The sequence below is a fragment of the Kitasatospora sp. NPDC088160 genome (genome assembly GCF_044741445.1).
GTDB lineage: Bacteria > Actinomycetota > Actinomycetes > Streptomycetales > Streptomycetaceae > Kitasatospora.
In genome coordinates this window covers 302,495-329,015 of sequence record NZ_JBIUSS010000009.1, presented here as the reverse complement: position 1 = coordinate 329,015, position 26,521 = coordinate 302,495, and the positions used below count along the sequence as shown (strand labels likewise).

At 73.6% G+C, this 26,521-nt stretch carries 30 protein-coding genes; 12 read left to right on the top strand and 18 right to left on the bottom strand.

Going from position 1 to position 26,521, the window contains the following annotated elements:
• Positions 1-126: 126 nt before the first annotated feature.
• Together ACIOGZ_RS16660 and ACIOGZ_RS16655 are read right to left on the bottom strand one after the other, a co-directional pair.
• A complete protein-coding gene (locus ACIOGZ_RS16660; RefSeq protein ID WP_363632217.1) occupies positions 127-1,803 on the bottom strand; it encodes an RICIN domain-containing protein in 1,677 nt (558 codons plus the stop codon).
• Between the two features lie 235 nt (positions 1,804-2,038).
• Positions 2,039-2,278, bottom strand: coding sequence for a chaplin (locus tag ACIOGZ_RS16655; protein WP_363587791.1), 240 nt, complete (start codon positions 2,276-2,278; stop codon positions 2,039-2,041).
• A 231-nt stretch (positions 2,279-2,509) separates the two neighbouring features.
• Between ACIOGZ_RS16655 and ACIOGZ_RS16650 the strand changes: the two genes are divergently transcribed.
• The 4 genes from ACIOGZ_RS16650 (at position 2,510) to ACIOGZ_RS16635 (ending at position 4,113) form a co-directional block, all read left to right on the top strand.
• Positions 2,510-2,761: a chaplin gene (locus tag ACIOGZ_RS16650; RefSeq protein WP_363374899.1), complete on the top strand. Its 252-nt coding sequence runs from the start codon at positions 2,510-2,512 to the stop codon at positions 2,759-2,761.
• A 235-nt stretch (positions 2,762-2,996) separates the two neighbouring features.
• On the top strand, positions 2,997-3,239 hold the full coding sequence (locus tag ACIOGZ_RS16645) for a chaplin (protein WP_363587789.1): 243 nt from the start codon (positions 2,997-2,999) through the stop codon (positions 3,237-3,239).
• A 105-nt stretch (positions 3,240-3,344) separates the two neighbouring features.
• The gene (locus ACIOGZ_RS16640; protein WP_063348863.1) at positions 3,345-3,614 is read left to right on the top strand and encodes a chaplin; all 270 of its coding nucleotides are present in this window, start codon (positions 3,345-3,347) and stop codon (positions 3,612-3,614) included.
• Between the two features lie 118 nt (positions 3,615-3,732).
• A complete protein-coding gene (locus ACIOGZ_RS16635; RefSeq protein WP_363632219.1) occupies positions 3,733-4,113 on the top strand; it encodes a hypothetical protein in 381 nt (126 codons plus the stop codon).
• Between the two features lie 79 nt (positions 4,114-4,192).
• Here the strand turns inward: ACIOGZ_RS16635 and ACIOGZ_RS16630 are convergent, their stop codons facing one another.
• Positions 4,193-4,849: a hypothetical protein gene (locus ACIOGZ_RS16630; protein ID WP_363617823.1), complete on the bottom strand. Its 657-nt coding sequence runs from the start codon at positions 4,847-4,849 to the stop codon at positions 4,193-4,195.
• A gap of 302 nt (positions 4,850-5,151) precedes the next feature.
• On the opposite strand from ACIOGZ_RS16630, the gene ACIOGZ_RS16625 reads away from it, so the two are divergent.
• The 3 genes from ACIOGZ_RS16625 to ACIOGZ_RS16615 all read left to right on the top strand — a co-directional run bounded on the left by ACIOGZ_RS16625 (position 5,152) and on the right by ACIOGZ_RS16615 (position 6,423).
• Entirely contained in the window at positions 5,152-5,496 is a 345-nt protein-coding gene (locus ACIOGZ_RS16625) for a hypothetical protein (RefSeq protein ID WP_030232098.1), read from the top strand.
• Between the two features lie 76 nt (positions 5,497-5,572).
• Positions 5,573-5,917: a rodlet layer protein gene (locus ACIOGZ_RS16620; protein WP_363587783.1), complete on the top strand. Its 345-nt coding sequence runs from the start codon at positions 5,573-5,575 to the stop codon at positions 5,915-5,917.
• A gap of 239 nt (positions 5,918-6,156) precedes the next feature.
• On the top strand, positions 6,157-6,423 hold the full coding sequence (locus ACIOGZ_RS16615; RefSeq protein WP_063348859.1) for a hypothetical protein: 267 nt from the start codon (positions 6,157-6,159) through the stop codon (positions 6,421-6,423).
• 100 nt (positions 6,424-6,523) lie between these two features.
• Here ACIOGZ_RS16615 and hemB read toward each other — a convergent pair whose 3' ends face one another.
• The 7 genes from hemB to ACIOGZ_RS16580 form a co-directional block, all read right to left on the bottom strand.
• Positions 6,524-7,504 carry a porphobilinogen synthase gene (gene hemB, locus ACIOGZ_RS16610; protein WP_363587781.1) on the bottom strand — a complete coding sequence of 327 codons (981 nt, stop codon included), beginning with the start codon at positions 7,502-7,504 and terminating at the stop codon, positions 6,524-6,526.
• A gap of 67 nt (positions 7,505-7,571) precedes the next feature.
• The gene (locus ACIOGZ_RS16605) at positions 7,572-9,221 is read right to left on the bottom strand and encodes a bifunctional uroporphyrinogen-III C-methyltransferase/uroporphyrinogen-III synthase (protein ID WP_363587779.1); all 1,650 of its coding nucleotides are present in this window, start codon (positions 9,219-9,221) and stop codon (positions 7,572-7,574) included.
• The gene (gene hemC / locus ACIOGZ_RS16600; RefSeq protein ID WP_363587777.1) at positions 9,218-10,228 is read right to left on the bottom strand and encodes a hydroxymethylbilane synthase; all 1,011 of its coding nucleotides are present in this window, start codon (positions 10,226-10,228) and stop codon (positions 9,218-9,220) included. The genes ACIOGZ_RS16605 and hemC overlap by 4 nt, the downstream gene beginning before the upstream one ends.
• Positions 10,229-10,269: 41 nt before the next feature.
• Complete coding sequence (locus ACIOGZ_RS16595; protein ID WP_063348855.1) at positions 10,270-11,607, bottom strand: glutamyl-tRNA reductase; 1,338 nt, start codon at positions 11,605-11,607, stop codon at positions 10,270-10,272.
• Between the two features lie 97 nt (positions 11,608-11,704).
• A complete protein-coding gene (locus ACIOGZ_RS16590) occupies positions 11,705-12,592 on the bottom strand; it encodes a redox-sensing transcriptional repressor Rex (RefSeq protein WP_363587805.1) in 888 nt (295 codons plus the stop codon).
• Positions 12,593-12,699: 107 nt separating this feature from the next.
• A complete protein-coding gene (locus ACIOGZ_RS16585) occupies positions 12,700-13,446 on the bottom strand; it encodes an exonuclease domain-containing protein (protein ID WP_400986264.1) in 747 nt (248 codons plus the stop codon).
• A 162-nt stretch (positions 13,447-13,608) separates the two neighbouring features.
• Positions 13,609-13,893, bottom strand: coding sequence for a glutaredoxin family protein (locus ACIOGZ_RS16580; protein WP_063348853.1), 285 nt, complete (start codon positions 13,891-13,893; stop codon positions 13,609-13,611).
• A gap of 119 nt (positions 13,894-14,012) precedes the next feature.
• On the opposite strand from ACIOGZ_RS16580, the gene ACIOGZ_RS16575 reads away from it, so the two are divergent.
• From ACIOGZ_RS16575 to ACIOGZ_RS16565, 3 genes are all read left to right on the top strand, one after another.
• Complete coding sequence (locus ACIOGZ_RS16575) at positions 14,013-15,065, top strand: HAD-IB family hydrolase (protein WP_400986262.1); 1,053 nt, start codon at positions 14,013-14,015, stop codon at positions 15,063-15,065.
• A gap of 570 nt (positions 15,066-15,635) precedes the next feature.
• A complete protein-coding gene (locus ACIOGZ_RS16570; RefSeq protein ID WP_363587803.1) occupies positions 15,636-16,457 on the top strand; it encodes an ECF subfamily RNA polymerase sigma factor, BldN family in 822 nt (273 codons plus the stop codon).
• 270 nt (positions 16,458-16,727) lie between these two features.
• Entirely contained in the window at positions 16,728-18,050 is a 1,323-nt protein-coding gene (locus ACIOGZ_RS16565; protein ID WP_363632227.1) for a DUF5667 domain-containing protein, read from the top strand.
• A 103-nt stretch (positions 18,051-18,153) separates the two neighbouring features.
• On the opposite strand, the gene ACIOGZ_RS16560 is transcribed toward ACIOGZ_RS16565, so the two are convergent.
• From ACIOGZ_RS16560 to ACIOGZ_RS16540, 5 genes are all read right to left on the bottom strand, one after another.
• Positions 18,154-19,161: a lysophospholipid acyltransferase family protein gene (locus ACIOGZ_RS16560; protein ID WP_363587769.1), complete on the bottom strand. Its 1,008-nt coding sequence runs from the start codon at positions 19,159-19,161 to the stop codon at positions 18,154-18,156.
• A 7-nt stretch (positions 19,162-19,168) separates the two neighbouring features.
• The gene (locus ACIOGZ_RS16555) at positions 19,169-20,281 is read right to left on the bottom strand and encodes an NAD-dependent epimerase/dehydratase family protein (protein WP_363587801.1); all 1,113 of its coding nucleotides are present in this window, start codon (positions 20,279-20,281) and stop codon (positions 19,169-19,171) included.
• A 146-nt stretch (positions 20,282-20,427) separates the two neighbouring features.
• Positions 20,428-20,526 carry a 30S ribosomal protein bS22 gene (locus ACIOGZ_RS16550; RefSeq protein ID WP_003948845.1) on the bottom strand — a complete coding sequence of 33 codons (99 nt, stop codon included), beginning with the start codon at positions 20,524-20,526 and terminating at the stop codon, positions 20,428-20,430.
• Between the two features lie 189 nt (positions 20,527-20,715).
• The gene (locus ACIOGZ_RS16545) at positions 20,716-20,925 is read right to left on the bottom strand and encodes a helix-turn-helix domain-containing protein (RefSeq protein ID WP_063351305.1); all 210 of its coding nucleotides are present in this window, start codon (positions 20,923-20,925) and stop codon (positions 20,716-20,718) included.
• 226 nt (positions 20,926-21,151) lie between these two features.
• On the bottom strand, positions 21,152-22,348 hold the full coding sequence (locus ACIOGZ_RS16540) for an acetoin utilization protein AcuC (protein ID WP_363587767.1): 1,197 nt from the start codon (positions 22,346-22,348) through the stop codon (positions 21,152-21,154).
• A 120-nt stretch (positions 22,349-22,468) separates the two neighbouring features.
• Here ACIOGZ_RS16540 and ACIOGZ_RS16535 point away from each other — a divergent pair, with 120 nt between their 5' ends.
• On the top strand, positions 22,469-22,984 hold the full coding sequence (locus ACIOGZ_RS16535; protein ID WP_363587765.1) for a hypothetical protein: 516 nt from the start codon (positions 22,469-22,471) through the stop codon (positions 22,982-22,984).
• Between the two features lie 40 nt (positions 22,985-23,024).
• Here the strand turns inward: ACIOGZ_RS16535 and ACIOGZ_RS16530 are convergent, their stop codons facing one another.
• The 3 genes from ACIOGZ_RS16530 to proC form a co-directional block, all read right to left on the bottom strand.
• Positions 23,025-24,221, bottom strand: a complete 1,197-nt coding sequence (locus ACIOGZ_RS16530; RefSeq protein WP_363587763.1) for an MFS transporter — start codon at positions 24,219-24,221, stop codon at positions 23,025-23,027.
• 181 nt (positions 24,222-24,402) lie between these two features.
• Positions 24,403-25,053, bottom strand: a complete 651-nt coding sequence (locus ACIOGZ_RS16525; protein ID WP_363587761.1) for an HAD family hydrolase — start codon at positions 25,051-25,053, stop codon at positions 24,403-24,405.
• A 22-nt stretch (positions 25,054-25,075) separates the two neighbouring features.
• Positions 25,076-25,903 carry a pyrroline-5-carboxylate reductase gene (gene proC, locus ACIOGZ_RS16520; protein ID WP_063348845.1) on the bottom strand — a complete coding sequence of 276 codons (828 nt, stop codon included), beginning with the start codon at positions 25,901-25,903 and terminating at the stop codon, positions 25,076-25,078.
• A 165-nt stretch (positions 25,904-26,068) separates the two neighbouring features.
• On the opposite strand from proC, the gene ACIOGZ_RS16515 reads away from it, so the two are divergent.
• Positions 26,069-26,518 (top strand): hypothetical protein, encoded by a 450-nt coding sequence (locus tag ACIOGZ_RS16515; protein ID WP_159398487.1) that lies wholly within the window; start codon positions 26,069-26,071, stop codon positions 26,516-26,518.
• The last annotated feature ends 3 nt before the right edge of the window (positions 26,519-26,521 follow it).

Here is a 26,521-nt window from a genome sequence, read left to right as displayed (position 1 = left end):
GGCGGGCGGGGGGGGGCGCCGCCCGCCCCCCCCCCCCCCCGCCCCGCGCCCCCCCCCCCCCCCCCCCCCCCCCGGGGCCCCCCCCCCCCGGGGGGGGGGGGCCCCCCGCCGCGGAGGTGCCCGGGATCAGCCGTGGAGGTAGACGATGCCGAGTTTGGTGAGCTGCCAGAGCTGGGTCGCGGCGCCGGTGTCGGTGGCGAGTTCGACGGCGGGGTTGCCCTTGGCGTCGAGGGTGGTGCCGGGGGCGATCACCTTGGTCGGGTCCTGGGAGTCGGCGATCTTGTAGCGGCCACCACCGGCCGGCTTGAGGACCCAGTGCTGGTTGCCGCCGCCGTTGCAACGCCACTGCTGGATGCGGGTGCCGGCGGTGGTGGAGGCGGCGTTGGCGTCCAGGCACATGTCCCGGTTGCCGCTGAAGTCGAGCTCGTAGCTGCCGCCGGCCTTGGCCTCCAGGACGAAGGACTGGTTGAGCCCGCCGGTGGCCGGATAGGTGATGGCGGCCCGGCCGTTGGTGGAGTCGCCGTAGGTGCCGCCGCCGGTGAGGTCGAGCGCGTTGCCGCTGGCCGCGTTGGTGAGCTGGTACCAGGAGCCGTCCTCGGGGACGTCCGCGAACGGCTGCCCGGGGGTGAGCGGCTGGATGGAGGTGGTGTTCTGCTGGTTGAGGGTGCAGTAGGCCTGCGCCAGTTCGGGCTTGGCGAAGAACTGGCCGAGGCAGACGCCCTCGCCTCGGTAGCCGGCCACCCTCAGGTGGTACGACTGGCGGACCATGTTCATGCACAGCCCGGGGATGCCGATCTGCGAGTCGCAGCCGTTGCGGGCCCACTCGGCGAGGTTGATGACGTCCCCGTTGCTGTACTCGTACGGGGAACTGGTCCACTCCGCGCAGACCTCGTGGCCGAAGGCGACCCGCCGCTGGTCGAGGTAGCGCACGCCGGGCACCTGCTCGGCGGCGCCGCGCAGCGCGTCGCTGAAGGTCGGCACCACCCAGTTGTGGCCCCAGGCCAGGTCCTCGGGGAAGGCCGGGCAGCCGTCGGCGACCTTGCCGAGGTAGTCGTTGCGCCGGATGTCCGGGGTGATCGGATTGAAGTACGACTGGTAGACCAGCTGGTACGAGGAGTCGGCGTAGCCCGCCTTCCGCATGGTCTGCCGGATGTTCTGGAGCGCGGCGACGACCTTGGGCTGGACCCGCTTGGCGCGCTGGACGATCTCGTCGCTGCCGATGGTGTCGCGGCAGCCCTGGTCCTTGGGGATCGGGAAGTACTGCGCGAGGCAGTGCATCATGATCCCGCTGAAGTCGAAGTCGTCGTTGGCGCCGATCGTGACGACGACCATCTTCACGTCGTACCTGCCCGCCGCGTCGGCGAGTTTGACGTCCTGTTTGGGCTCGCCGAAGTCGCCGCTGCCGGAGCCGGTGACCTTGGCGAGTTCGGGATCGCTGACCAGGTCGCCGGTCTGGGCACCGGAGCAGGCGAGGTCGATCGGGGTGACCCCGGGGATGTCGGTGACGAAGATCTCCGACTTGGGGTGCCGGTGGCAGTAGTTGGTGGGGCTGTCGGTCTCCGGGAAGTAGCCGTCGTTGGTGTCGGTGCCGGCGCCCTCCCCGGAGATGGCGCTGTCGCCCAGGGCGACGATGGCGGCCGGGCGGGTGGCGCCGGCCGCGGGGGCCGGGTCGGCGAGGGCGGCGGGGGCGCCGGCCAGGCCGAGGGCGGCGACGAGGGCGCCGGTGGCGAGCAGTGCGCCGTACGGGGAGCGGCGCGCCACCGTCCGGGGCCGCCGCGCCGCTGTCAGTCGGGACCTGATCACACGCGACTCCTTGCGGGGGGGGGTGGGGGGCCGCCCGGCCGGGCGCCGAGCGGCGCGGAGCAAGAAAGGTGAGCAGGTCTCATATTCTAGGTACTGACAAGTAACGCAACAAGGCTTGCGACACCGCCGGAACCTGACGCCCCGACACGCCCCCGGACATGCGGAGAGCCGCCGCCCCGCGCCCCAGGAGGGAAGCGCGGAACGGCGGCTCGTACCGGCCGAACCGGGAGCAGGATCAGCCCAGGTTGGCGCAGTGGTTGCCGAACGCCGGGTTCAGCAGGCCGATGATGTCGATGGTGTTGCCGCACAGGTTGACCGGCACGTGAACCGGAACCTGAACCTGGTTGCCCGAGATGACACCGGGGGAACCCGCGGCGACACCCTCGGCGCCGGAGCTGGCCATCGCGGTGCCGGCGCCGGCGGCCACGATGCCCACCACGGCCGCGCCGACGGCGGCGGTCTTCTTGATGCTCATACGAGCCTCCTGACTGTTCATACAGAGATGCACGGGGAGTGCGACATCAAGAACGACACCCACCCGGGCCGGTTGCGACAGTGGACGCACTGTCACCCATCCGGCCCAACGGGGACGGCGACCGGCATTCGGGTGATCAGCGGACCGGACCGTTTCCCCTCGCGCGGTGCCTCGTTCTCTCTGGCGGAACACGATCCACCCGGTCCCCTTCACACGAATCGAGTACCGCCCATGCGCAAGCTCGCCCACGGCGTCGTCGGCACCGCGGCCAGCGCCGCCCTGCTCGCCGCCGGCGCCGGCGTCGCATCCGCCCACCACCTGCACGGCGCGTCCGCCGAGGGTGTCGCGGCCGGCTCGGCCGGCGTGGTCTCGGGCAACTCAGTGGAGGTGCCCGTGCACATTCCGCTCAACGTGTGCGGCAACTCGATCGACGTGGTGGGCCTTCTGAACCCGGCGTTCGGCAATAACTGCCTCAGCGCCTGACCGGGAATTCCCCTGGTCGCACCTCCGCCCGAACCGCTCCCGGCCGTGCGGGAATTGTTCGCGAGGTGCTGGAAGAACGCGGCGGCCGCGTCGACGCCCGAGCCATGGGCGAAACACGCCGGTGTGCGCCGCCGGAGTGACAATCACGGCAATCCCCAGAAGCCAGCGGGTGAGTATTCGTGCTCGCCCGGCTCCCGACATTTCCCATCCGTCGGGCAGAAAACGGAGGAAAGACATGCGCAACTTCAAGAAGGCCGCCGTCCTGTCCCTGGCCGCCACCGGTCTGGTCCTCGGTGCCGCCGGCGGTGCGTTCGCCAGCTCCGGCGCCGAGGGCGTGGCCGCCGGCTCCCCCGGCGTGCTCTCCGGCAACCAGATCCAGATCCCGGTGCACGTCCCGATCAACCTGTGCGGCAACTCCATCAACGTCATCGGCCTGCTCAACCCGGCGTTCGGCAACACCTGCGTCAACGCCGGCTGAACCGGCCGTCGCCGCACCGTCGACAGCTGATTCACCGAGTGCCGCGCCCCGCGACGCCGGGGCGCGGCACGCTCCACCCGTGTGTGATCGAGGAGATCAACCCCCATGCAGAACGTGAAGAAGGCCGCCGTCCTGTCCGCCGCCGCTGCCGGCCTGGTGCTCGGCGCGGCCGGGTCCGCCGCCGCCAGCTCCGGCGCCGAGGGCGTGGCCGCCGGCTCCCCCGGTGTCGTCTCCGGCAACCAGGTCCAGATCCCGGTGCACATCCCGGTCAACCTGTGCGGCAACTCCATCAACATCGTCGGCCTGCTGAACCCGGCGTTCGGCAACAGCTGCGCCAACGTGGAGCTCCCCCCGCCGCCCGCGGACGACTGCTGATCCCCGATCGGCACCCGTTCCGGCCGTACTGCCCCCCGACCAGCCGGCCGGGGGGCAGTTCGGCATCCCCGGGCGGCCGGTGGCCGTCCGGCCCCCGATCCACCGAAGGGTGATCCGCATGGTTTCGAAGAAGAGCGGGGCCTGCCTGGTCGTCGCCGTCGGCGCCACGGTGCTGCTCGGCACCGGCTCGGCGCAGGCCGCCACCACGACCGGTTCGGCCCCCGCGTCGGGCCCGGCCAAGCTGGCGAAGACCGATGTCGGTCAGGCGCTGAACGGGACGACCTCCGGCCTCGGCTACGGGCTCGCGCCGGTCAAGGACCTGCGCCTGGACCCGTGGGCGAACTCCTCGGCCGACGTGCTCAACAACGGCGCGACCGTCAAGCCCGACCAGGGCCTGGCCCCGGTCGGCACCGGCGGGCTGACCGGCCCGCTGAGCGCGGGCGGCGGCATCCGGGACCTCCCGCTGGTCGGTGGGCTGACCGGCGTGCTGCCGGGCTGAGCCGCCCGGCGCAGGCGGGAGCCCGGCACCCCGGTCGCGTCCGGGGTGCCGGGCTCCACCGTGCCCGGAGCCGCTGGGCTCAGAGCTGGGTCAGGTCGGTCAGGCCGGTCTGCTGCACCACGCCGGTGGTGGTCGCGGTGGTGGTCGCGGCCAGGTCGCCCACCTTGTCGGTGACCGAGATCGGGTGGTCGTCGTCGCCGAGGCTGGCAGTGGCACCCGGAACGGCCTGCACCGTGCCGGTGACCAGTCGCGGGTCCACCTCGCCCACCTTGAGCCGGCCGTCGGCCAGCTGGCCGGTGCCGTCCTGGACGAGGGCGAGCGGCTTGCCGACGGCGAGGCCGGGGGTGTCGGCGTGCAGCGGCGCGGCCGGGGCCTCCAGCAGCACCTGGCCGAGGTCGGCGCCCTGGTCGACCAGCGGGAGCGGCAACTGGGCCTTGGCGCTCGGGCCGACCTTCCCGGTCTGCAGCTCGGGGACCAGCCGGTCCGGGATGAGCTCGGTGCTGGTGGTGCGGCCGGGCGCCGGCGGCAGGAGCAGCGAGGTCGGGATGCCGGCCGTGACGCGGCTGCCGAGCGGGGTGAGCGGAACGTCCGCCGGGACCTGCTGGGTGGCCAGCTTGTCCTCCAGGGCACCGACCTGGTCGGGGCTGACCGGGGCGGCACTGGCCGCTCCCTGGGAGGCGAGCATGCCCGCACCGACCGCCAACAGCATCGCGCCGGCCCGCTTGGAGAACTTCATGCTTTTCACCGTTCTGCCTGTCCGTACTGGAGATCCCTGAAGGGAGGGGCTGCGGGGCGCAGCCGGAAAGCAATCTGCCTCAACGAGTGACCGTGAGTACGGATTGCGGCGGTTAACCGGTTCGGCCTAATAATCCGACCGGAAACCACTCTTCGACGCGCCTCCCGGACTCTTTTCAAAAATCCCCGTAACCTTCCGTGCCGTCATTCTTTGATCTGGACGTCAGTGACTGCAGACCGGGTCTGAGCGTTCTACGCGTTGTACGCACGGAAACCAAGAGCATTTCAGAGAGGGATCTCCCCATGATCCAGAAGTCCTTCGCCGCCGCCGGCCTGGCCGTCGCCGCGCTGGCCGCCGCCGCCGCGCCCGCCTCGGCGATCGGTGACGCGGACGGCGCCGCAGCCTCCATCGAGGGCAACGGCGGCACCAACTTCACCGGCACGGTCGGGAACAACAGCCCGAACTTCCACTTCCTGGACAACGCGAACGTCTGCCTCCCCGAGATCCACAACATCGCGGTGGGCGTGCTCGGCGTGGCCGTCCCGGTCGAGGTCCCGATCGCCAACAGCGGTGGCAAGCAGTACTGCACCCAGGGCCAGGGCACCCAGAGCCACGGCGACGCGGGCGTGTCCCACCTGATCGGCTGACCGTTCCCCCAGCTGCACTCCCCTGAACCACCCTTCGAATCGCTCCCCGATTCACCCCTCGAGAGGAAAACCGGAAATGATCAAGAAGTCCCTCGCCGCCGCCGGCCTGGCCGCCGCCGCCATCGCGATGTCCGCCGGCTCGGCCTCCGCCATCGTCGACTCGGACGGCGCCGCCACCTCCGTCCAGGGCAACGGCGGCACCAACCAGACCGGCACCCACGGCAACGGCAGCCCGAACTTCCACACCCTGGACAACGCGAACATCTGCCTGCCGGAGGTCCACAACATCGCCGTCGCCGTGGTCGGCGTCGCGGTTCCGGTCGAGGTGCCGATCCTGAACAGCACCCCGAAGCAGATCTGCAACGTCGGCCAGAACACCCAGTCCTCGGGCGACGCGGGCGTTTCGCACCTGATCGGCTGATCAAGGGGCACGGCACGGACGGAGGGCCCGGGGAGGTACGTCTCCCCGGGCCCTCCGGGCGCTACGGGCGCTCGAGGCGCCACGGGCGAGGTGTCCGGCCGGCCGCCGCCGAACAGGCGCGGACCGGCCGGGTGAGCGGACGTTCGGACCGGCGCGTGGGGTGCCGACCCGAACGGCCGGATGTGATCACGTGTCAGAGGCAGCGCCCGCCGGGGCGCTCCGAAAGAGAGGGCATTTCCATGAAGAGCAAGCTGGCCAAGGCCGCACTGACCGCCACCGCCGCGCTGGCGCTCGCGGGTGCCGCCACCCCGGCGTTCGCGCACGTCGGCTTCGCGGGCGGCGGCGAGTTCGTCGCCTCGGGCGACCAGCCGTTCGTGGCCGGTGCCGGCTTCGGCGTCGGCCACACCAGCGACGTCATCGCCGGCGGCTTCGGCGGCGGCGCCGCCACCTCCACCGACGTGATCGGCGGCGGCGAGGGCTTCGCGCACATCAACGGCTGGAAGTAGAACCCGGAAGGCCGGGCCGCCCCCACGGGGAACGGCCCGGCCTTCTCGTTGCCCGCACCGCCCCGAGCGAGCCTGAGGCGAGCGGGCGAGTGACCGCCGACTACTTGAGCATCGCGGCGGCCTCGACCGCCCAGTAGGTGAGGATCTGCTCGGCGCCGGCGCGGCGGATCGAGGTGAGCGTCTCCATGATCATCCGCTCCCGGTCGATCCAGCCGTTCGCCGCGGCCGCCTCGACCATCGCGTACTCGCCGGACACCTGGTACGCGGCGACCGGCACCGGGGAGGCGTCGGCGACCTGGCGCAGGATGTCCAGGTAGGCCATGGCCGGCTTGACCATCACCAGGTCGGCGCCCTCGGCGAGGTCCTGCTCCAGCTCGCGCAGCGCCTCACGGGCGTTGGCCGGGTCCTGCTGGTAGCTCTTGCGGTCGCCCTTGAGCGAGGAGCCGACCGCCTCGCGGAACGGCCCGAAGAACGCCGAGGCGTACTTGGCGGTGTAGGCGAGGATGCCCACGTCCTGGTGCCCGGCCTCGTCCAACGCCCGCCGGATCACGCCGATCTGGCCGTCCATCATGCCGGACGGGCCGACCAGGTGGACGCCCGCGTCCGCCTGCACCCGGGCCATCTCGGCGTAGCGCTCCAGGGTGGCGTCGTTGTCCACGCTGCCGTCGGCGGCCAGCACGCCGCAGTGGCCGTGGTCGGTGTACTCGTCCAGGCAGAGGTCGGACATGACCACCAGGGCGTCGCCGACCTCGGCGACCACGTCGCGGATCGCCTGCTGGAGGATGCCGTCCGGGTTGGTGCCCTCGCTGCCGGTGGCGTCCTGCACGGCCGGCACGCCGAACAGCATCAGGCCGCCCAGGCCCGCCTCGGCCGCCTCCACCGCGGCCTTGCGCAGGGTGTCCCGGGTGTGCTGGACCACGCCCGGCATGGAGGTGACCGGGACGGGCTCGCTGACGCCCTCGCGGACGAACAGCGGCAGGATCAGCTCCGCCGGGTGCAGCCGGGTCTCGGCGACCAGGCGGCGCATCGCCGGGCTCTGGCGCAGCCGGCGCGGGCGTACGTACGGGAATTCAGCGGACACGGCTTCTCTCTCCGAACGGTTGTGCAGTGCCGGGGGCGACGGATCGCCGCCCCCGGTCCCGAGGGTGTCAGCGGGCCTTGCGGCGCGAACCCGGACGGCGCTCGCTGGGCCGGTAGACCGGCTCGCCGGCGGCCGTGGCGGTGTCGCGGCGCCTGGCCCCGAAGTCTGCCAGCGCCTGGGCCAGCGCGGCCGCCGACGGCGCCGGGGCCATCACGTCGACCCGCAGGCCGTGCTCCTCGGCGGTCTTGGCGGTGGCCGGGCCGATGCAGGCGATGACCGTGACGTTGTGCGGCTTGCCCGCGATGCCGACCAGGTTCCGCACGGTCGAGGACGAGGTGAAGAGCACCGCGTCGAAGCCGCCGCCCTTGATCGCCTCGCGGGTCTCGGCCGGCGGCGGCGAGGCGCGCACCGTCCGGTACGCCGTCACGTCGTCGACCTCCCAGCCCAGCTCGACCAGGCCGGCCACCAGGGTCTCGGTGGCGATGTCGGCACGCGGCAGCAGGACCCGGTCGATCGGATCGAACACCGGGTCGTACGGCGGCCAGTCCTCCAGCAGGCCGGCCGCGGACTGCTCGCCGGAGGGCACCAGGTCCGGCTTCACGCCGAAGTCCACCAGGGCCTGCGCGGTGGTCTCGCCGACCGCCGCGACCTTGATCCCGGCGAACGCGCGGGCGTCCAGGCCGTACTCCTCGAACTTCTCCCGGACCGCCCGGACCGCGTTCACCGAGGTGAAGGCGATCCACTCGTAGCGGCCGGTGACCAGGCCCTTGATGGCCCGCTCCATCTGCTGCGGGGTGCGCGGCGGCTCGACCGCGATGGTCGGCACCTCCTGCGGCACCGCGCCGTACGAGCGCAGCTGCTCGGACAGGCCGGTGGCCTGCTCCTTGGTGCGCGGCACGAGCACGTTCCAGCCGAACAGCGGCTTGGTCTCGAACCACGAGTGCGAGGACCGGTGGGCGACCTGCTCGCCCACCACGGCTATCACCGAGGTCGCCGGGTCCACCGGGGCGGAGACCGGCGAGGGCAGCACCCGGGCGGCCTTCAGGTCGGCGGCGATGCCGGACAGGGTGGAGGTGAAGGTCCGCTGGCGGGTGGTGGTGCCGGAGAGCGTGGCGCTCAGCGCCGACTCCGGCTTGCGGCCGTTGGCGACCAGGGCGCCCGCGGTGGCCGGCAGCTGGCCCAGGGTGGTCCGGACCACCAGGGTGGTCTCCGGCGCGCCCAGGTCCACCGGGCTGCCGGCCAGCAGCGCGGTGCCGTCCACGAAGCGCACGTCGGTGCCGGCCGCACCGCGCAGCGGGACGCCCGCGTACGCCGGGACGCCGACCGACTGGGCGACGCCCGGGATCACCTCGAAGGGGATGCCGTCGCCGGCGCAGCTGAGCATCTCCTCGGCGGCGCAGCCGTCCAGGCCCGGGTCGCCGTCGACGGTGCGGACCACGTGCTTGCCGGCCCGCACGGCCTCGGCGACCAGCCGGGCCAGGTCGAAGTCCGCGCCCTCGGCGGCCGGGGTGTGCACCTGCACACCGGCCGGGCAGTGGGTGCGCACGGCCACCGCGGTCAGCGGGTCGGCGACCAGGATGTCGGCCGAGGACAGCACCTCGACCGCGCGCAGGGTCAGCAGCCCCGGGTCCCCGGGGCCCGCGCCCAGGAAGGTGCACCGTCCGGTGGCGGACTGGCCGCCCGGGAACGGGGTTTCGGTGGCGGCGGTGGGGCTCATCGGGCTCGCTCCCCCATCAGGGTGGCCGCGCCCGCGTCGAGCAGCCGGGCGGCCAGCGCGCGGCCGAGGGCCGTCGCGTGCTGCTCGGCGGTCTCGTCGAGGACGATCGGACCGTTGGCGGACATCTTCAGCAGGGCGGCGCCGTCGGGGTCGCCGACCACGCCCTCCAGCCGCAGTTCGTTCGGTCGGACCCAGGTGGCCAGCGCGGCCACCGGAGCCGAGCAGCCGGCCTCCAGGGTGGCCAGCAGGGCCCGCTCGGCGACCACGGCGACCCTCGTGGGGGCGTGGTCCAGGGCGGCGAGCGCGGCGGTCAGGTCGGTGTCGGCGCTGGTGCACTCGATCGCGAGCGCGCCCTGGCCGGGGGCCGGAACCATCAGCTCCGGGTCGAGGTGCTGGGAGATCTCGGCGCTGCGGCCGAGCCGGTTGAGGCCGGCCGTGGCCAGCACCACCGCGTCCAGCTCGCCGCTGGTCACGTAGCCGATCCGGGTGTCCACGTTGCCGCGGATCGCGACGGTCTCCAGCGCGGCGCCGCGGGCGGTGGCCCAGGCGTTCAGCTGGGCCATCCGGCGCGGCGAGCCGGTGCCGATCCGGGCCGGGCGGCCGGCGCCGGCCAGCTTCTCCACCAGCTCGTCCAGGGTCAGGCCCTCGGCGGCGACCAGGGCGTCCCGGGCGTCCTCGCGCTCGGGGACGGCGGCCAGCGCCAGGCCCTCCGGGGCGGCGGTGGGCAGGTCCTTGAGCGAGTGCACGGCGAAGTCGATCCGGCCCTCCAGCAGCGCGTCCCGCAGGGCGGAGACGAACACGCCGGTGCCGCCGATCTGCGCCAGCGCCTCCCGGGAGGTGTCGCCGTAGGTGGTGATCTCGACCAGCTCGACGGGGCGCCCGGTGACCCGGGTGACCTCGCGGGCCACCATGCCCGACTGGGCCATGGCGAGCGCGCTGCGCCGGGTGCCGAGCCGCAGGGTCGCGGTGGCGGCCGGAGTCTGCTCCGTGATCGGTTGACCATTCATGAGGTGATCGTCCCGGTGGTACTCGTGGGATGGCTGACGGTTCATCTGGCGCCCCCGCCCGAGGGCTGGGGGCCGCCGACGGGTGTGCCCGACACGGCGTGCACGGCCGCCGGGTCGAGGTCGAACAACTCGCGCAGCGCGTCCGCGTAGGAGGCGCCGCCGGGCTCGGCGGCCAACTGCTTCACCCGGACGGTCGGGGCGTGCAGCAGCTTGTCGACGACGCGGCGGACGGTCTGGGTGATCTCCGCGCGGGAGCGCTCGTCCAGGTCGGGCAGCCGGGAGTCCAGCCGGCCCAGCTCGGCGGAGACCACGCCGGAGGCCATCGCCCGTAGCGCGACCACGGTCGGCGCGATCCGGGCGGCCCGCTGGGCGGCGCCGAAGGCGGCCACCTCGTCGGCGACGATCCGGCCGACCTGGTCCACGTCACCGGCGCCGGGGGTGGCGGCGTGCGCGTGGGAGAGGCTCTCCAGGTCCACCAGCAGGGCGCCGGGCAGCTCGTGCACGGCGTGGTCGACGTCGCGCGGCATGGCCAGGTCGAGCAGGGCGAGCGGCTGGTCGGCGGTGCGGGCGGCGACCGCGGCGGCCACGTCCCCGGCCTTGACCACCACGCCGGCCGCGCCGGTGCAGGAGATCACCAGGTCGACGTCGGCCAGCGCCTCCGGCACCTTGGCCAGGTCCAGGGTGCGGGCCACGCCGGAGCCGAGGATCTCGACCAGGCGCTCGGCGCGGGCCGGCGTCCGGTTGGCGATCAGCACGTCGGTGACGCCGGAGCGGACCAGGGTGGCGGCGGCCAGCGAGCTCATCGAGCCCGCGCCGACCACCAGCGCCCGCTTGCCGGCGATCTCGCCCGCGCCCGCCGCGACCTGCTCCAGGCCGAAGGTCACCAGCGACTGTCCGGCCTTGTCGATGCCGGTCTCGCTGTGCGCCCGCTTGCCGACCCGCAGCGCCTGCTGGAACAGCTCGTTCAGGCCGCGCCCGGCGGTGTGCTCCTCCTGCGCGGTGGCCAGCGCGTCGCGCAGCTGGCCGAGGATCTGGCCCTCGCCGACCACCATCGAGTCCAGGCCGCAGGCCACCGAGAACAGGTGGTGGACGGCGCGGTCCTCGTAGTGGACGTAGAGGTGGGAGGTCAGCTCCTCCAGGTCCACCCCGCTGTGATGGGCGAGCAGCAGCGACAGCTCGGCGACGCCGGCGTGGAACTTGTCCACGTCCGCGTACAGCTCGATCCGGTTGCAGGTGTTGAGCAGCGCGGCCTCGGCGACGGTCGCGGTGGCGGCCGCGTCGTGCAGCAGCCGGGTCGGCACCTCACCGGTCAGCGCGGCGCGCTCCAGCACGCCGACCGGCGCCGTGCGATGGCTCAGTCCAACGACGAGAAGACTCACGCCCGCCCCCAGGTCCCACGGTTGTCCGTACTCATGCCGCCCCGCACCGCTCGGCGGGCGCTTCGCACGACCTGCGTCCTGCGGCTGACTCGCTCGCTCATGCGGGCATCACCGCGGGGAGATCGCCCTCCCCGCCCTTGCCGGACTGGCCCTGCTCGGCCTGGTCCTTGGCCGCGGTCTCGGCGGTGCCGCGGCCCTTGCCGCTGCCGCCCGCCGCGCGGCGCAGCTTGGCCGCCGCCGCCCGGACCGGGCCCGGGGCGCGGTCCAGCACCGACTCGGTGCGGTCCGGCTCCTCGCCGGCCTTGCGCTGCTCGTGGAAGGCCAGGATCTGCAGCTCGATGGAGAGGTCGACCTTGCGCACGTCCACGCCGTCCGGGACGGTCAGCACGGTCGGGGCGAAGTTGAGGATGCTGGTGACGCCGGCCTCCACCAGCCGGTCGCAGACCTGCTGGGCGGCGCCGGGCGGGGTGGTGATCACACCGATCGAGACGTGCTGGCTCTCGACGATCGACTCCAGCTCGTCCATGTGCCGCACCGGCAGGCCGGCCGCGCTGCCGCCGACCACGTTCGGGTCGGCGTCCAGCAGGGCGGCCACCCGGAAACCGCGGGAGGCGAAGCCGCCGTAGTTGGCGAGGGCGTGGCCGAGGTTCCCGATGCCGACGATGACGACCGGCCAGTCCTGGGTCAGGCCCAGCTCGCGGGAGATCTGGTAGACGAGGTACTCGACGTCGTAGCCGACGCCGCGGGTGCCGTAGGAGCCCAGGTAGGAGAAGTCCTTGCGCAGCTTCGCCGAGTTCACGCCGGCGGCGGCGGCCAGCTCCTCGGAGGAGACCGTCGGCACCGAACGCTCGGAGAGCGCGGTGAGCGCGCGCAGGTAGAGGGGGAGGCGGGCGACGGTCGCCTCCGGGATGCCCCGGGCACGCGAGGGTCGGCGCGCGGCGCCCTGGTCGGGCGTCTGCGAACTGCTCTGTGGTGATCGGCCGATTGCCACGGTGCTCCTGTGGGTGAAGCTGGGCTTTGGCAGCCAGGCTATGCGTTTGTGAACGTGTGCACAAAGATGGTGTCCGTTTTGTCCCCACACAGTGATGCGCATCACGCCGTCGAGCCCATAGCACCGCGCTCCGCCAGGAGGACGGCCGGGGCGGGCACCCCGGGCAGCCACGGGCCGTACGGCGCCTCCCGGCGCACCAGCGGGACGGGCGTGCCGAACGGGCGGGAGCGGGCCCGGCCCAGCCGCGGCCAGGGCACCCGGGCCGCCTCGCGCAGCGGGCCCGCCCAGTCGTCCGGCGGGCAGGACGGGACGCCGACGCAGTGCCGCAGCAGCTCGGCGGTCACCCGGGCGTCACCCAGCGCGGTGTGCGCCGGGTACCAGCCCAGGCCCGCCGCCTCCACGCAGGCCGCCAGGCCGTGGCCGCGGGCCTGCGGCAGGTGGGCGCGGGCCAGCCGCATCGTGCACAGCAGCGGCACGGGCGGCAGCCCGACCCCGATCCGGGCGAACTCGCGATCCAGGAATTTGTGGTCGCAGCTGACGTGGTGACCCACCAGCACCCGGCCGGCCAGCAGCTCCAGCAGCCGCGGGGCGATCTCCCGGAAACGCGGGGCGCCCTCGACGTCCGCCTGGTGTATCCGGTGCACGTGGGTCGGACCGACCGGGCCCAGCGGGTCGAGCAGGGTGGCGAACTCCCCCTCCGGGCGCAGCCGCTCGTCCAGCAGGACCACCGCGATCTCGACCACCCGGTGCCGCCACGGGCTGCGGCCGGTCGCCTCCACGTCCACCACGGCGAAGCCCCTGGCGCCCGGCGGGGCTTCGGGCGTCCCAGGGGTCGGGCCGGGAAGCATGGCGGCACTCCTCGCGTGCTCAGCCCCCCTCGGGCGCAAACGCGTTCGATCGTAAGCCGACCAACCGGCCCCGGCCCAAGCCGGACCGGGGTGTCTTTGACAACGATTCGGCGAACCGCCCCCGCCGAGTGGCGGGGCGGCAGCGGCGGTGCGCGGGAGCGGTCAGCCGCCGAGGGCGGCGCGCAGGCGGCGCTCGTCGACCCGCCAGAAGTCGTGCTGGCGCCCGTCGATCAGGGTCACCGGGATCTGCTCCCAGTAGCGCCGGTACAACTCCTCGTCCTGGGTGATGTCCTTCTCCTCGAAGGTCGCGCCCAGCTCGCCCGCCACCCGGACGATCACCTCCCGGGCGTCGTCGCACAGGTGGCAGCCGGGCTTGCCGACCAGGGTCACGGTGCGGTCGGCCGGCGCGGGCTTCGGGCTCTTGTCACGTCGCAGCAGTGGGCTCACCCGGCCATTGTCCGCCCGCCCGGCGGCCGCCCCGCCGGGGCCCGGAACCGCCCGGTGTTCACCGCGCGGGCACGCCGCCGTCACGGCCGCCGCGCGCCCGGCTGGCTATGCTCGATGACATGGCCGTGCTCCGAAGGCTCACCCAGGCGAAGCGTTCCACCACCGAGCGGAGCGCCCTGGCGGGCGAGGCTGCCGCCGAGGCGGCGGCAGCTGCGCTGCAGGCCGAGCCGGAGTCGGCCACCGCCCCCGCGGAGAGCACCGCGCCCGCCGGGAGCACCGCTCCGGCCGAGGTCGCCGCCGAGAGCGCCGAGAGCTCCGGGAGCGCCGCGCCCGCCGCGGGCAGGCCCGGCAAGGCGCCCAAGGCCCCGGCCGAGAACCACACCCCCGAGCCGGGCGACCCGCGCGCCGCCGCGTTCTTCGACTGCGACAACACCATCCTGCGCGGAGCCGCGATCTTCTACCTCGGGGTCGGCCTCTACCGGCGCGGCTTCCTCACCCGCCGCGACATCGCCCGGTTCGCCTGGCAGCAGGCCTGGTTCCGGCTGAACGGCGCCGAGGACCCGGAGCACATCTCGGACGCCCAGCACACCGCGCTCGGCCTGGTCGCCGGGAAGAGCACCGCCGACCTGGAGGCGATCTGCGAGGAGGTCTTCGAGCAGGTCGTGGCCGACAAGATCTGGCCCGGCACCCGCGCCCTGGTCCAGATGCACCTGGACGCCGGCCAGCGGGTCTGGCTGGTCACCGCCGCCCCGCTGGAGGTGGCCCGGGTGATCGCCCGCCGGCTCGGCATGACCGGCGCCCTGGGCACCGTCGCCGAGGCCGACGGCGGCCGGTACACCGGCCGGCTGGTCGGCGAGCTGCTGCACGGCCCGGCCAAGGCGGCCGCGGTGCACGCGCTGGCCCGGCACGAGCGGCTGGACCTCGACCGCTGCGCCGCGTACAGCGACTCGGCCAACGACATCCCGATGCTCTCGCTGGTCGGCCACCCGTACGTGGTGAACCCGGACGGCGCGCTGCGCCGCCACGCCCGGGCCCAGGGCTGGCGGGTGCGGGACTTCCGGACCGGCCGGAAGGCGGCCCGGGTGGGACTGCCGGCCGCGGCCGCGCTCGGGGTGCTCGCGGGTGCGGCGGCCGCCGGGGTGGCCCTGAACCGCCGCCGCCGCTGCGCCTGACGGGCTTCCGCCACCCCCGGTCGCGCCCCCAGCCGACAAGCCTGCCCGCGGCCTCCCCACGGCCTCCCCACGCGGGCGACCGGCCGTCAACCAGGCCTCTGACCTGGCCCCTCGTACGGGCGAACTCCCGTTTCCGGTACGGCTTTCCGGCCCAATGAACGAACCTGTCACCCGGTGACTGGTTCTGATCGTTCGCCAGACCGGGAAAGTCGGGGGTTGCCGGGCCTCAAGACTGGGAAACCACCGGCCTGACCGCCGAATTGGTCACCCTGGGCGCCCGAACGGTCACGTTGAGCCGGATGAACGATGACAGGTCCGGTCAGTGTCAGCCGAATATGCGCGATAAATGGATCCCAAACGACCACTTCGACCACACGGTGTAGCTGTCATTGCACAAAGCGTTATTCTCTCCTGGATGCACGTCACCCACGCGCCCCGCTCGAACGGGCGGCGCGGGAGTGCTCTCCGCGCAGGCGGAGGTGATCCGTCCACAGTTCTGCCTCTGGGAGTCCCGTGTACCCACCCGTCCGGAACGACGCGCCTGCACCCTCCCGCCCGTCGTCCGCGCCCCTGCGCCCCCGCACCGGCCTCCGCGGCCGCCCCGTCGCCGACCGGCAGATCTCCACCGGCCTGGACCTGCTGCGCAACCTGCTCCGCAGCCAGCTCGCCGCCTCGCCCCAACTCGTGCCCGCCGGAGCCCCGTTCGGACACCCGCACGGCTCCGGCCTGGCGCTGCGCACCACCGCCGCCGGCTCCACCGGCACCGGCTCGCGCGGCCGCACCGGCAGCACCGGCGTCGGCCGCGGCCGCGCCCGGACCGCGCCGAGCCCCGGCTACGAGACCGAGCACAACCCGATCATGGAGCTGGTCGAGCGGGCCCAGGCCGGCGAGAGCGAGGCCTTCGGCCGGCTCTACGACCACTACTCGGACACCGTCTACCGCTACATCTACTACCGGGTCGGCAGCCGGGCCACCGCCGAGGACCTCACCAGCGAGACGTTCCTGCGCGCGCTGCGCCGGATCGGCACCTTCACCTGGCAGGGCCGGGACTTCGGCGCCTGGCTGGTGACCATCGCCCGCAACCTGGTCGCCGACCACTTCAAGTCCAGCCGCTTCCGGCTGGAGGTGACCACCGGCGAGATGCTCGACTCCAACGAGTGCGAGCGCAGCCCGGAGGAGTCGGTGCTGGAGTCGCTCTCCAACGCCGCCCTGCTGGACGCGGTGCACCGGCTCAACCCGCAGCAGCAGGAGTGCGTGACGCTCCGCTTCCTCCAGGGGCTCTCGGTGGCCGAGACCGCGCGGATCATGGGCAAGAACGAGGGTGCCATCAAGACCCTCCAGTACCGCGCCGTCCGCACCCTGGCCCGACTGCTGCCGCCGGACGCCCGGTGAGGCCGCGGTGACCGGGGGCGGCATAGCCGGCGGGCGGCCCGACGGGCCGTCACCGTCCGCACCCGACCGACACGTCCGGGTGAACGGTCGATCCGATGATCAGCCGTGCGTAACCCACCGCCCGCACCACTCGTTGGCCAGCATGCAAGTCCCCACCAGGCGTACGGTCAAGCCGAATTGCGACCTGTCACCCGATGGAGTGGCTTTGGCCCGCCGAGGCAACCGTCCGGCAGGCCGGGGTGTCGACAACGACGAAGGGAGGTGTGGCCCGTGACGGCAAACGTGCTGGAGCACCGACGGGCGAAGGCCTTCGCCGAGGCGCTGGAGGCCCACCGGGCGGAGCAGCGCGGCGCAGCGGACGCCGAATCGGCGAACACCGCTGCCACCGGCGCCGGTCCGGTCGCGATGGCCCAACTGGTCGGCCTGACCGACGCACTGGGCGCGATGCCCGGACCGGCGCTGGACCCGGAGGTACGGACCGTCCAACGCGCCCAGCTGATGGCCGCGTTCGAGCAGGCCTTCGCCGGCGGGCCGGGCGCCACGGTGCCCCGCCAACGCCGGCACCGGGCCATCCGGACGGCGCCGCGCGGCCGCTGGAGCCGCCGGTTCGCGATCGGCGGGCTGGTCGCCGGACTGGCCGTCGGCAGCCTCGCCGGCGCCGCCGCCGCCAGCTCCAACGCCCTCCCCGGGGACACGCTGTACGGCATGAAGCGCGGCCTCGAAGGGCTCAGGCTCGACCTGGCGGACACCGACTCCGAGCGCGGCGAACTGCTGCTCGACAACGCCGCCACCAGGCTAGGCGAGGCCAAGACCCTGGTCGGCCACCCCGGCCCGGCCACCGGGCTCAGCCCGGGCACCGTCGAACGGGTCCGCCGCGCGCTGGACGACATGCACGCCGACGCCATCAAGGGCCGCGAGCTGCTCCGCTCGGTCTACCGCAGCAACGGCTCGCTCGGCCCGATGCGCGCCCTGGCCGGCTTCGCCCAGGGCGAGGACGGCCGCTGGACCGAACTGGCGGGCCAGCTGCCCGTCCAGCTCACCCAGCAGGCCCACCTGGTCGACCAGCTCTTCGACGACATAAGCGAGGACGTCGCGCCCCTGCGCCTGGCCCAGCCCGCCGCCAAGAGCGGTGGCCCGGCCGGCACCGGAGCGGGCGGCGACACGGCCGGCCCGGCCACCGGCGGCGCCCCCGCCGACACCCCGGCGAACGGCTCCGGCCCCGCGCCCGGCGACGGCCCGGCCCAGGGCGGTGCCACCGGCGCGACCAGCGGCGGCAACAACCGCCCCGGCGGCACCGAGCGGGCCCCCGCCAGCACCGGCGCCAGCACGCCCGGCGGCACCGGCGCCAAGGGCGGCGGCCTGCCGAGCACCCTGCCCAGCAGCGCGCCGGACGCCGTCAACGGGCTCGTCGGGGACCTCACCAGCGGGCTCACCGGCGGCAGGACCTCGCCGAGCGCCGCCCCGGCCCCGCCGCAGGCACCGCAGCCGCCCTCCGGCACGCCCAGCGCCCCGGCCGCCGGCCAGCCGCAGGGCGTCGAGGTGCCCCCGCTGATCCCGGGCCTGCTGCCCGGGCTGCGGCTCCTCGGCGGCTGACCGGACGACGCGGGGCCCCGGCGATCCCTGGAGTTCCAGGGATCGCCGGGGCCCTCGGCCGTGCCTCGGAGGCCACGGGAGGCCCCCGAAGGTCGCGGGAAACCTAGAAGAACACCGACCGCCGCTGCACCAGCAGCTTGTAGAGCGTGTGCTGGATCGTCTCGCGCACCTCGTCGGCCAGGTCGAAGACCAGCATCGGGTCGTCCGCCGCCTCCGCCGGGTACCCGTCGGTGGCGATCGGCTCCCCGAACCGGATGGTCCACTTGGTCGGCAGCGGCAGCACGCCCAGCGGCCCCAGCCACGGGAAGGTCGGCGTGATCGGCACGTACGGCAGGCCCAGCAGCCGGGCCAGCGTCTTCACGTTGCCGATCATCGGGTAGGTCTCCTCGGCGCCGACGATCGAGCACGGCACGATCGGCACCTTCGCGCGCAGCGCCGAGGAGACGAAGCCGCCGCGCCCGAAGCGCTGGAGCTTGTACCGCTCGGCGAACGGCTTGCCGATGCCCTTGAAGCCCTCCGGCCAGACCCCGACCACCTCGCCGCGCTCCAGCAGCGCCTGGGCGTCCTCGTTGCAGGCCAGCGTGTGGCCGGCCTTGCGGGCCAGCTCGTTGACGCCCGGCAGCACGAACACCAGGTCGGCGGCGAGCATCCGCAGGTGCCGGTGGTGCGGGTGGTGGTCGTGGATGGCGACCTGGGTCATCAGGGCGTCCAGCGGGATCGTCCCGGAGTGGTTGGCGACGATCAGCGCGCCGCCCTCGGCCGGGATGTTCTCGACTCCCTGGACCTCGATCCGGAAGTACTTCTCGGCCAGCGGGCGCAGCAGGGCGAGCAGCACCTCCTCGGTGAGCTCCCGGTCGAAGCCGAACTCGTCCACCTCGTAGTCGCCGGTGATCCGGCGGCGCAGGAAGGCCAGCCCGTCCGCGGCCCGGCCCTCCCAGCCCTTGCCGAACAGTCTGGTGGCCGCCGAACCGAGCTGCCCGGACAACGCCCCGCCGACGGCGTCGGCGAGCCGGTCGGCGGGCCCGGGGTCGTCGGGCGAGGTCCAGCTGGGGGCGGACTCGATCGGGATGACCCTGGCCTCGCCCGGCGCGTTCTCGGCTGCGGCACTCATCGCGGGTTCAGCTCCTGGGTCGGCGGGGGCGGTCGGTACGGACGGTGGGGACGCCGGCGGCCGGGGCCCGCACCGGGCCGAGCAGGGCGGCCAGCCGGTCGGTGACGGCGGCCAGCCGCTCGGGCGGCAGCAGGCCGGGCCCCTGCGCGGCGGCGAAGTCGGCGAAGGCCTCCGGGGTGGTGAACGCCGGGCGGTAGCCGAGCGTCTCGCGCAGTCGCGCGGTGTCCACCACCCGGCCGTGGGTGAGCAGCCGCAGCTGCTCCGGCGAGACGTCCAGCAGCCGGGTCTGCCGGGCCAGCCCGGCCATCCAGCTGACCGCGGGCAGCAGCAGCGGCACGGTCGGCCGGCCGAGCCGGCGGGCGCACTGGGAGAGCAGCAGGACGCCCTCCCCGGCCACGTTGAAGGTCCCGGTGTTGACGGTGCCCGGCTCGGCCTCGGCGGCGGCCCGGCAGAGCACCGCGACGGCGTCGTCCTCGTGCACGAACTGGAGCCGGGGGTCGTAGCCGAGGACGGTCGGCAGCACGGGCAGCGCGAAGTACTCGCTGAGCGGGGTGTCCGCGCCGGGGCCGACGATGTTGGCGAAGCGCAGGACCGTCACCGCGACGTCCGGGCGGCGCCGGGCGAAGCCGCGGACGTAGCCCTCGACCTCCGCCGCGTCCTTGGCGAAGCCGCCGCCGGGCGGGTTCTTCGGCTGGATCCGCTCGGTGAACACCGCCGGGTCGCGGGGCGCGGAGCCGTAGACGCCGGTGGTCGACTTCACCACCAACCGGCGCACCCCGGGCGCCTTCTGGCAGGCGCCGAGCAGTTGCATGGTGCCGATGACGTTGGACTCCTTCACCGCGGAGCGGTTGGTGGAGCCCAGGCCGGTGGCGCTGACGCTGAGGTGGACCACGGTGTCGACCCGGTGCTCGGCGATCACCCGGGAGACCGCCGGGCGGCGCAGGTCGAGCTGGTGGAAGCGGTACTCGGCGGCCGGTCCCTCCGGCTCCTCGACCGGCAGCCGGGGCGGCTGCACGTCCACGCCGACCACCAGGTCCACACCCGGACGACGGCGGACCTCGGCGGCGAAGCGGGCACCGAGATGGCGTGCCACGCCGGTGACGAGCACGACCACGCCCACGGTGTGCACCCCATTCCCTCGGCCCGAGCGGCCTGCGTGCACCGTACCGTGCCGCCCTGCCGGGCCGTGAAACGACACCGCCCGCCCAGGCCGAGGCCTGGGCGGGCGGTGGAAGCGCCGGGCGCGCTGAGCGCGGCCGGGGGCGCTTACTTCTTGTTGCGACGCTGAACGCGGGTCCTCTTCAGAAGCTTGCGGTGCTTCTTCTTGGCCATACGCTTGCGACGCTTCTTGATGACAGAGCCCACGGAACAACCCTCGCTCACTGAGACTCTCGCCCGTGAGAGACGGAGTCCATACGACTGACGGACGGCCTAGCCTACCGTCCACGGGCCCAGGGCCGTAATCGTGCTCCCGGTGACCGGGAAACTCGCGGGGAATCCCCGGCGAACGGGGGTGGGATCCGCAGCTGCGGCCCCACCCCCGCCCACCCGGAACTACGCGCTCTCAAGCCTCACGTAGGACTCCTTGAGGTACTCGTGCACCGCCTGCTGGGGCACCCGGAAGGACCGCCCGACCCTGATGGCCGGCAGCTCTCCGCTGTGCACCAACCGGTACACCGTCATCTTCGACACCCGCATGACCGAGGCAACCTCCGCCACGGTCAGGAAGACGACTTCCTGCAAGGGGCGTTCGCCGGAACTCATGACCATCACCCGACCCTTCACCCGTGTGCAAGGCACCGGCTTCCCCTCCGGTGACTCCACCGGCACACGTGTATCCCCAGAGTAGTTATGGGTGGTACCAGTGGGAAGAGGGGAGGTGCGGTCCTCGTACGGTGAGAGATAGGACTGTTGCAGTACGTAGTCACTCGGCGGAACGCGGGAGTGGGCGTACGCACGGCCCACCCGCACCTGGGCCGGGAGGCCGACCTCAGGCCAGGAGGCCGAGGTGGGGGAACACCGCGCGGCGGCTGGCGAGGATGGCCTGATCGAGTCGGTCGGCCGGATCGTAACCCGCGTCGAAGTCGCGCCAGACCGGTCGGGCGCCGTCGGTCATCCGCAGCGGGGCGGGCCGGCGGGTGCGGCGGTAGACCTCGGCGCGCCAGGACTCGGGGGTCTCGGTGGCCGGGTCGACGGGCCGTCCGGCGGCGGTGGCGACCAGGTGGGTCCAGGTGCGCGGGACGACGTCCACGACGGCGTAGCCGCCCCCGCCGGTGGCGATCCAGCGGCCGCCGGTGAGCCGGTGGGCGAGGTCGTGCAGTTCCTCGGCGATCATCCGCTGGGCGTCCAGCGTGACGGCGAGGTGGGCGAGCGGGTCCTCCAGGTGGGTGTCGGCACCGTGCTGGGTGACCAGGACCTGCGGGCGGAAGGCGGTGAGCAGTTCGGGCACCACGGCGTGGAAGGCGCGCAGCCAGCCGGCGTCGCCGGTGCCGGCCGGCAGCGGCAGGTTGGCGGCGGAGCCGGGGGCGTCCGGGCCGCCGGTCTCGGTGGGCCAGCCGGTCTGCGGGAAGAGCGTGGCGGGGTGCTCGTGGAGCGAGATCGTGAGCACCCGGGGGTCGTTCCAGAAGGCCTGCTGGACGCCGTCGCCGTGGTGGACGTCCACGTCGACGTAGGCGACCCGCTCGGCGCCGAGTTCGAGCAGCCGGGCGACGGCCAGCGCCGGGTCGTTGTAGACGCAGAAGCCGGAGGCCTTGGCGGGCATCGCGTGGTGCAGCCCGCCGGCGAAGTTCACGGCGTGCGGGGTCTCCCCGCGCCAGACCGCCTCGGCGGCGGCCACGGACTGACCGGCGATCAGCGCGGAGGCCGAATGCACGGCGGGAAAGGACCAGTTGTCGTCGGTGCCGAGCCCGTGCCGGGGATCCGACTCGTCGGGGTGGGCGGCGGCGTATTTGACCGCCTCGACGTACTCCCGGGTGTGCACCAGCCGCAGGGTGGACTCGCCGGCGGGCGGTGCGGCCCGCACCGTCACCCCGGGCCCGGCGTCCAGTCCGAGGGCCTCGACCAGGCGCATGGTGAGCGCCAGCCGGGTCGGGTCCATCGGGTGGCCGGGGCCGAAGTCGTAGGCGGTGACGGCCTCGTCCCAGAAGAGGTGCAGGCCGCAGGGGGTGTCACGCTCGGCGTCGGGCATGGCCTCCACCGTAGCGGGTGGGGGTGGCCGGGCCTTGTCCAGGGCGCGCCGGGGGCGGGGCTCAGGGCCCCCGCGGAGGCCCTACAGACAAAACCTTCACGACTTCATATCCTCTCCGCCATGAAGCCATTCAGCGCGCAACGCCTTGGGGTAATTCTCGCTGCATTACTGGGACTTGGCCTGCTCTTTGCCGCCCAGCCGGCCTCCGCCGCGGTCAGCGGCAGCTCGTTCGCCGTCGACAAGAAGACGGCGGCGGCGGGCGACCAGCTGACCCTGACGCTCTCGCTCACCAACACCGAGACCACCGACATCTACTTCGCCTACGAGTTCATCCAGCCGATCTGGCCGGCCAACCAGGAGGCCGGCGCGTTCACGGTCACCGGGTGTTCCGGCGACTCCACCGACTGCGCCGTCAACGGGAACAACGCGAACTTCCACTTCCGGGCGCCGATCGCCCCGGGCGAGACCCGCACCGTCGCGGTCACCGTCCAGATCACCTCGGCCCCGACCTGGACCGGGCCGTACACCCTGAACTGGGCACCGTACGTCTACTACGAGTACTACCAGTCGGGTGGTGGCATCAAGGACCAGCTGTGGGCCAACGGCCTGCCCGAGCTGGCCACCGTGATCGGCTGACCTCCCTTCCCGCCCCCGCTCGCCCCCGCCCCCGCCCCCGTCACACCGTGGCGGGGGCGAGCGCCGGGGCCGGGGCGAAGCGCTCGGCCAGCGGCAGGACGGCGAGCACCAGCAGCATCGGGGCGAGCAGCGCCCAGCGGTACGAACTCGCGTCGGCGATCGTCCCGACCAGCGGCGAACCGACTAGGAAGCCCACGTAGTTGAAGAGGTTCAGCCGGGCCACCGCGGCGTCCGAGTCGGCCGGGAACAGCCGGCCCCCGGCCGCGAACACCTGCGGGATGATGGCGCAGATGCCGAAGCCGAGCACGGTGAACCCGGCGATCCCCACCCAGGCGGCGGGCGCGGCGGCGGCCAGCGCGAAGCCGAGCGCGGCCAGCCCGGCACCGGCCCGGACCACCGGGACGGCGCCCCAGCGCTGCACCGCGCGGTCGCCCAGCGCGCGGCCCAGCAGCATCGCGACCATGTAGCCGAGGTAGGACAGCTTGGCGACGTCCGCGGCGCTGCCCAGGCCGTCGGTGAGGTACTTGACGCTGTAGTTGGAGACCGAGGCGTCCGCGATGTACGCGAAGGCCATCGCCAGGCACAGCGGCAGCAGCGGCCGCCAGGGGATGGACCGCGCGGCGGCCTCGGCGGCCTCCCGGACGGCGTCCCCGAGTTCGGCCGGTCCGGCGAATCGGGTGCCGGTCAGCAGGGCCAGCGGGGCGATCACCGCCGCGACCGTGCCGAACAGCACCGGCAGGCCGAGCCCGTAGTGCGAGCCGAGGCCGGCGAGGGCCGCCCCGAGGATGCCGCCGAGGCTGAACGCGGCGTGGAAGCCGATCATGATCGAGCGGCCGTAGCGGTGTTGCAGGCCCACCCCCAGCATGTTCATGCTCGCGTCGAGCGCGCCCACCAGCAGGCCGAACGCCCCGAGCGCGACGGCGAGTTGCCAGAGCGTGTCGCCGAGGCCGGCGCCCGCGAGGCTGAGGCAGACCAGCGGCTGGACGACCCGCAGCACGGCCCGCGCGCCGGTGCGCTTCACCAGCTGTTCGGAGGTGATCGAGCCGACCCCGGCGAGGATCGGCACCGCGGCCAGGAACAGCGGCAGCAGCGCGTCGCTCAGCCCGTACCGGTGCTGGATCTCCGGAATGCAGGTGACCAGCAGCGCGAAGGTGGTGCCCTGGAGCAGGAAGCTGACGGCGAGCGCGGCCCGCCCGGCGCGCAGGCCGGGCGGGATCGCGGGTGACGCGGCACTCATGGCGAACCTCGCTACTGGCCGGTACGACGATGTTGGCGAGAGCGTAGGCGGTGGACCGCGATTGCGGGAGGGGTCGCGCAGGGACTTTCCGCAGCCGGACGGAAGGGCCGGGCGGAACCGGTCGGAGCAGGGCGGGTCGGAGCAGGGCGGGTCGGAGCAGGGCGGGTCAGAGCAGGGCGGGTCAGAGCAGGGCGGTGACCTCGGAGAGGTCGGCGATCAGCCCGGTGGCCCCGGCGGCGGTCAGCTTCGCCGGGTCGGTGAGCGCGGTGTAGCCGTACACGTCCATGCCCGCGGCCCGGGCCGCCAGCACGCCGTTGGGGCTGTCCTCGACGACCAGGCAGCGGGCCGGGTCGACGCCGAGGGTGCGGGCGGCGTGCAGGAAGAGGTCCGGCGCGGGCTTGCCCACGCCGACGTCCTGGGCGCTGAAGATCCGCTCCTCGGCGACGTACCCGCGCAGGCCGGTGACGTCCAGCGCGGTGCGGATCCACACGTGGTGCGCCGAGGAGGCCAGGCAGTAGGGGACGGAGCGCTGCCGCAGTTCCTTCAGCAGCTGCTCCGCACCCCGGACGGCCGTCAGCTCGGTGCCGAACGCGTCGAAGACCCGGCCGTGGAACAGCTCGTCGAAGCCCTCCGGCAGCGTCGCGCCGTCGTACCGCTCGGCGATCACGTCGTGGATGCGGTGGGCGGCGCAGCCCATGAAGTCCCGGTAGGAGTCCTCGACCGTGGTCGGGTAGCCGAGTTCGGTCAGGTACGCGGCCAGCACCCGGTTGGAGAGCGGCTCGCTGTCCACCAGGACACCGTCGTTGTCGAAGATCACCAGGTCGTAGGCCATGCCGTCGAGCCTACCCAGCCGGCTACTTCCCCCCGGAGGCGAGCTCCCGGGAGCGGTCCCGCGCCGCCTCCAGGGCGCCCAGCAGCGCGGCCCGCACCCCGTGGTTCTCCAGCTCGCGGATGGCCGCGATGGTGGTGCCGGCCGGGGAGGTGACGGCCTCGCGCAGTTTCACCGGGTGCTCGCCGGAGTCGCGCAGCATCACCGAGGCGCCGATCGCGGACTGCACGATCAGGTCGTGCGCCACCTGCCGGGGCAGGCCGAGCAGGATGCCCGCGTCCGTCATCGCCTCGACCAGGAAGTAGAAGTAGGCCGGGCCGGAGCCGGAGAGCGCGGTGGCCGCGTCCTGCTGGGCCTCGGGCAGCCGCAGCGCCTTGCCGACCGAGCTGAAGATCTCCTCGGCCCGCTCCAGGTGCTCCTCGGTGGCGTGCGAGCCGCCGGAGATGACGCTCATCCCCTCGTCCACCAGGACCGGCGTGTTGGGCATCACCCGGACCACCGGGGTGCCGGCCGCCAGCCGCTCCTCGAACCAGGCGGTGGGGATGCCGGCCGCGGCCGAGATCACCAGCCGGTCCGCGCCGACGTGCGGGGCCAGCTCCTCCAGCAGGGTGCCCATGTCCTGCGGCTTGACGGCGAGGATCAGGGTGTCGGCGAGTTTGGCGGCCTCGGCGTTGGAAGCGGCCACCACGCCGTAGCGGGCGGCGAGTTCGGCGGCGCGCTCGGGGCGGCGGGCGGTCACCAGGACGTCCGCCGGGTCCTTGCCGGCCCGCAGCAGGCCGGAGAGCAGGGCCTCGCCGATCTTGCCCGTGCCCAGGAAGGCGATCTTCTGTCCGTGTGCTGCGCTGGCGCCCATGGCCGCTCCTTACCTCGGTACTGCGGCCATCCTCGCACCGCACGGGGGCACCCGCAGGGACCGTCCAGCCCGTGGTCGGCGACGGGTTGCCCCACCTCGTCCCTAGGGAGAATCTCGGGGGTTTCCCCTATGGCCTCCGGCGCCGCACGGGAGCACCGTGGAGTCATGGCACACGACGAAATGTCCCGACGTGAGAACCGGCAACTCGCCGTCGCCTCGGCGACCGTGGGACCGTGGCGGACGGCCGCGGGGGTCGGTGCGGTGGTGGGTGCGACCGCCCTGGGGATCGACGCGATCTCCGGGCACTGGTCCCTGGGCATGCTGGCCGGGCCGGCCGGCTGGGCCCTGTTCTTCTTCTTCCTGGTCGGCACCGTCGGCGGGCAGCTGCGCCGCGACACCTCCGAACGGCGGCTGCGCCGCTGGGCGAACGACCACCCGTGGCAGTCGGCCCTCCCGGCGGCCGGCGGGCTGCTGGTGCTGGACATGCTGGCGCAGCTGCTGCTCGGGGACGCGGGCCTGTTCGGCGCGTTCTTCCTGGCGCTGCTGCCGGCCGGCATCCTGCTGGCCGTCGCCGGGATCGTGGGATCGGTGAAGCAGGCCCGCACCAAGGACTGACGC

Excerpts from the sequence above, each read along its gene's own strand:
- ACIOGZ_RS16655 (WP_363587791.1), bottom strand. The coding sequence starts at position 2,278 with ATGAGCATCAAGAAGACCGCCGCCGTCGGCGCGGCCGTGGTGGGCATC.
- ACIOGZ_RS16650 (WP_363374899.1), top strand. The coding sequence starts at position 2,510 with ATGCGCAAGCTCGCCCACGGCGTCGTCGGCACCGCGGCCAGCGCCGCC.
- ACIOGZ_RS16645 (WP_363587789.1), top strand. The coding sequence starts at position 2,997 with ATGCGCAACTTCAAGAAGGCCGCCGTCCTGTCCCTGGCCGCCACCGGT.
- ACIOGZ_RS16640 (WP_063348863.1), top strand. The coding sequence starts at position 3,345 with ATGCAGAACGTGAAGAAGGCCGCCGTCCTGTCCGCCGCCGCTGCCGGC.
- ACIOGZ_RS16635 (WP_363632219.1), top strand. The coding sequence starts at position 3,733 with ATGGTTTCGAAGAAGAGCGGGGCCTGCCTGGTCGTCGCCGTCGGCGCC.
- ACIOGZ_RS16630 (WP_363617823.1), bottom strand. The coding sequence starts at position 4,849 with ATGAAGTTCTCCAAGCGGGCCGGCGCGATGCTGTTGGCGGTCGGTGCG.
- ACIOGZ_RS16625 (WP_030232098.1), top strand. The coding sequence starts at position 5,152 with ATGATCCAGAAGTCCTTCGCCGCCGCCGGCCTGGCCGTCGCCGCGCTG.
- ACIOGZ_RS16620 (WP_363587783.1), top strand. The coding sequence starts at position 5,573 with ATGATCAAGAAGTCCCTCGCCGCCGCCGGCCTGGCCGCCGCCGCCATC.
- ACIOGZ_RS16615 (WP_063348859.1), top strand. The coding sequence starts at position 6,157 with ATGAAGAGCAAGCTGGCCAAGGCCGCACTGACCGCCACCGCCGCGCTG.
- ACIOGZ_RS16605 (WP_363587779.1), bottom strand. The coding sequence starts at position 9,221 with ATGAGCCCCACCGCCGCCACCGAAACCCCGTTCCCGGGCGGCCAGTCC.
- hemC (WP_363587777.1), bottom strand. The coding sequence starts at position 10,228 with ATGAATGGTCAACCGATCACGGAGCAGACTCCGGCCGCCACCGCGACC.
- ACIOGZ_RS16585 (WP_400986264.1), bottom strand. The coding sequence starts at position 13,446 with ATGCTTCCCGGCCCGACCCCTGGGACGCCCGAAGCCCCGCCGGGCGCC.
- ACIOGZ_RS16575 (WP_400986262.1), top strand. The coding sequence starts at position 14,013 with ATGGCCGTGCTCCGAAGGCTCACCCAGGCGAAGCGTTCCACCACCGAG.
- ACIOGZ_RS16560 (WP_363587769.1), bottom strand. The coding sequence starts at position 19,161 with ATGAGTGCCGCAGCCGAGAACGCGCCGGGCGAGGCCAGGGTCATCCCG.
- ACIOGZ_RS16545 (WP_063351305.1), bottom strand. The coding sequence starts at position 20,925 with ATGAGTTCCGGCGAACGCCCCTTGCAGGAAGTCGTCTTCCTGACCGTG.
- ACIOGZ_RS16540 (WP_363587767.1), bottom strand. The coding sequence starts at position 22,348 with ATGCCCGACGCCGAGCGTGACACCCCCTGCGGCCTGCACCTCTTCTGG.
- ACIOGZ_RS16535 (WP_363587765.1), top strand. The coding sequence starts at position 22,469 with ATGAAGCCATTCAGCGCGCAACGCCTTGGGGTAATTCTCGCTGCATTA.
- ACIOGZ_RS16530 (WP_363587763.1), bottom strand. The coding sequence starts at position 24,221 with ATGAGTGCCGCGTCACCCGCGATCCCGCCCGGCCTGCGCGCCGGGCGG.
- ACIOGZ_RS16525 (WP_363587761.1), bottom strand. The coding sequence starts at position 25,053 with ATGGCCTACGACCTGGTGATCTTCGACAACGACGGTGTCCTGGTGGAC.
- proC (WP_063348845.1), bottom strand. The coding sequence starts at position 25,903 with ATGGGCGCCAGCGCAGCACACGGACAGAAGATCGCCTTCCTGGGCACG.
- ACIOGZ_RS16515 (WP_159398487.1), top strand. The coding sequence starts at position 26,069 with ATGGCACACGACGAAATGTCCCGACGTGAGAACCGGCAACTCGCCGTC.